3 protein-coding genes are annotated in these 2029 nt (G+C 55.4%); all 3 read left to right on the top strand.

What is annotated here, in order from left to right; genetic code table 11:
* The first annotated feature begins 446 nt into the window (after positions 1-446).
* Entirely contained in the window at positions 447-818 is a 372-nt protein-coding gene (trxA, locus tag BLW10_RS13510; protein WP_091335566.1) for a thioredoxin, read from the top strand.
* Between the two features lie 253 nt (positions 819-1071).
* Positions 1072-1566: an Rrf2 family transcriptional regulator gene (locus tag BLW10_RS13505; protein ID WP_091335564.1), complete on the top strand. Its 495-nt coding sequence runs from the start codon at positions 1072-1074 to the stop codon at positions 1564-1566.
* 56 nt (positions 1567-1622) lie between these two features.
* On the top strand, positions 1623-2029 hold a 407-nt coding region (locus tag BLW10_RS13500), incomplete at its 3' end, for an ISAs1 family transposase (RefSeq protein ID WP_143117096.1).

The raw sequence follows: 2029 nt of genomic DNA, 5'->3' as shown, positions 1-2029 counted from the left end.
GTAAGTCTGGGTTTTCAATTTTTATATTTCGCACTCTCATCGTGAAAACCTCTTTTATTTACTATAATTATAGACACTTCTGCAAATAACTATAAAAGCAGCATCCAGATCGTCAATGGCATTGCGGGTGACACGGCTAGAAACGTCCGCATACCACGGAAACTGAATACGCAGCACGGTCATATAGTGCTGATAGGCCGCCGCCTTTGACCACTTCACGCCGGGCTGACTAAAATGATTGAGCAGTTGGTTGTAACAGTGCCGCCGTGCGCCGCAACGCCGGGAAAATTGGCGGCCTCTCGGATGCTGACGCGTTTGCGTGACATGGTTAAAATATAAATAACTGCGCAAATCACATTGAAACTGTTCGAGCCCACCGGCCTGCAAGACCCGCCGCTGTTTCTGTTAGTATCCCGCGCAACTTTTCACCCAATGGGGAGGCGCTCATGGCCGTCATCGAACTCGATACCGCCAATTTTGAATCCACTATCCAGGACAACGCATTCGTAATCGTTGATTTCTGGGCACCCTGGTGCGGCCCGTGCCGTTCCTTTGCGCCGGTCTACGAAAAGGTCTCGGCGGACTTCCCCGACATCGTTTTCGCCAAGCTCAACACCGAAGAACATCAAGCCATCGCCGGGCATTTTCAGATTCGCTCCATCCCGACGCTGATGATCTTCCGTGAGCAAATCATCATCTTCTCGCAGGCTGGCGCACTGCCCGAAGGCTCCTTCCGCGATCTACTCACCAAAGCCGGTGAACTCGACATGGACGATGTGCGCCGACAGATTGCAGAACAATCCAACGCGCAGGCGTAATCTCGCCTAGTATTGACACGGCGTGCTGTTAAGCGGCGATGCGATTCACGCTTGACCGCGCCCTGCTCTCACTGTTACGCAGCCTCTCGATGTGCGCCTGATGCGCTATTGAGACACCCACACCGATTTTCCAGCCGCACCGCTGGAAGCTGGCGGCTGAAAGCTGAAAGCCCCACCGCTTGAAATCCCGCAATAGTTGACTAATTTACTTGAAATACCCGTTCTCCGGTTTCTTTCAAGTAGGCAGCCAACTATGAGACTCTCAACCAAAGGCCGCTACGCGGTGACCGCTCTACTCGATCTGGCGCTACACACAGGTCAGGGGCCGGTCACACTGGCTGATATTTCAGCCAGTCAAGGTATTTCCCTGTCCTATCTGGAACAGTTATTTGCGGCACTGCGCACCAAACATCTGGTACGCGGCGTGCGCGGCCCGGGCGGTGGCTATTATCTGGGCCGCGCCGCAAGTGAGATTTCGATTGCTAACATCATCTGCGCCGTTGACGAATGGGTCGAACTGACGCGCTGCGGCGGGCGACAGAATTGTCACGCCGGACAACCCTGCCTCACGCATCATCTCTGGGATCAATTAAGCGACGAGATTTTCAGCTTCCTGAACGGCATTTCGCTGCAAGATCTCGTCGAGCGCGGCGGTCAATCGCCGCTGAACTTGACCGCAACGCGGGTCACACTCGAACCGAACCACCCGCGCCTAAGCATCAGGGCGATCGCGCTATCAGAGTATTGACAATCATCGGTTGAGCAGGTAGCCAAGTACCTTTTGTCTCGACGCCTGAGCCGCCGATGTCGCCGAAATTGTTAGATCCCCGTACGTACTTTGCTGATCTTGCCGATCCACGTCGCGAAACGCGTAACAAGTTGCACTCCCTGCACGACATTCTGATGATTGTGCTGTGTGCCGTCCTCAGTGGCATCGAGGACTGGGTGGGCATGGAAACCTTTGGCAAGGAGAAGGAAGCGTGGTTGCGCACCTTTCTGACGCTTGCCAACGGAATTCCCTCGCACGATACCTTGAGCGATGTGATCGGTCGACTCAACCCTGACACCTTTGCCGAGGCGTTCCAGGCCTGGGCGACGGCGGCCTTGGCTGGGTTGTCCGGTGAGCAGGTGTGTGTGGACGGCAAGACGTTGCGTGGCAGTCGCGATGGGGCAACGCCGGGCGTGCACCTCATCAGCGCCTTCGCGAGCCG

The organism is Allochromatium warmingii, from assembly GCF_900107145.1.
Taxonomy (GTDB): domain Bacteria; phylum Pseudomonadota; class Gammaproteobacteria; order Chromatiales; family Chromatiaceae; genus Thermochromatium; species Thermochromatium warmingii.
The sequence above is the reverse complement of the archived record's forward strand: the minus strand, read 5'-3'. Positions and strand labels throughout refer to the sequence as shown.

Excerpts from the sequence above, each read along its gene's own strand:
- trxA (WP_091335566.1), top strand. The coding sequence starts at position 447 with ATGGCCGTCATCGAACTCGATACCGCCAATTTTGAATCCACTATCCAG.
- BLW10_RS13505 (WP_091335564.1), top strand. The coding sequence starts at position 1,072 with ATGAGACTCTCAACCAAAGGCCGCTACGCGGTGACCGCTCTACTCGAT.